Genomic DNA, 941 nt, shown 5'->3' with positions numbered 1-941 from the left:
CTAAGAGCCAGATCCGAAAGTTGTTGAGCAATACCAGTATGTTGTGATTCACGCCTCTTTGCGAAGAGATGGAGTGAATGGCGGCATGGACTGGTATTGCCCGGCGGGAACATAGCCGGGATGGACTGCAATATCCAAGCGATATGACAGAGGGGGAATGGCTTTTGGCAGCGCCATTCATTCCGCCCGCGAAGACAGGTGGTCGGCGGCGCACAGCTGATATGCGGGAGGTTCTCAATGCGATGCTCTACATTGCGGCGAGCGGATGTGCGTGGCGTTTGCTGCCCAAATGCTTCCCGCCGGTGTCGACGGTGCGACGCTACTTCTACGCCTGGCGGGATGCTGGTCTGTTTGACGCGATCAACACGGTGCTGGTCATGAACCTGCGTGAAATTGAGGGGCGTGAGGCGTCGCCCAGCGCCGGCGCGATTGACAGTCAATCGGTCAAAACCACCGAAAGTGGCGGGATTTCGGGCTTGATGCGGGCAATAAAGTAAAAGGCAGGAAGCGCCATATTCTGACCGACACCTGCGGCTTCCTGATCTTCATCCTCGTTCATGCCGCCGATATCCAGGATCGAGATGGCGCCGTTGATGTACTGGTTGCAATCTGTAAGCGGTTCCCGTGGATGCGCCATATCTTCGCTGACGGTGGCTATGCCGGTGACAAGCTCAGGTCTGCTCTTGCCACCATGGGACGCTGGACCATCGAAATCATAAAGCGATCCGACAAGGCCACTGGCTTTGAGGTCTTGCCCCGTCGGTGGGTTGTCGAACGGACTTTCGCTTGGCTCGGGCGCTGTCGTCGGCTCGCAAAAGACTGGGAGCGATCCATCGCCTCGTCCACACCGCTTGGACCCTCATCGCTTCAATCCGCATGCTCAGGCGCAGAACCGCAAGGCTTTGTCAGAATTGAGAAACTTCCGAATCCGGCTCTAAGCA

The 941-nt window shown here is 57.2% G+C and carries 1 pseudogene; it reads left to right on the top strand.

Annotated features, from left to right (window positions below):
• Nucleotides 1-77 precede the first annotated feature (77 nt).
• Nucleotides 78-915 (top strand): annotated as a pseudogene (locus ACFO3E_RS15230) (IS5 family transposase).
• Nucleotides 916-941: the final 26 nt, after the last annotated feature.

The sequence above is a fragment of the Sphingobium tyrosinilyticum genome (assembly GCF_042654265.1).
GTDB classification, from domain to species: domain Bacteria; phylum Pseudomonadota; class Alphaproteobacteria; order Sphingomonadales; family Sphingomonadaceae; genus Sphingobium; species Sphingobium tyrosinilyticum.
Note: the sequence above shows the minus strand (reverse complement) of the source record. Positions and strands in the feature narration are given on the sequence as shown.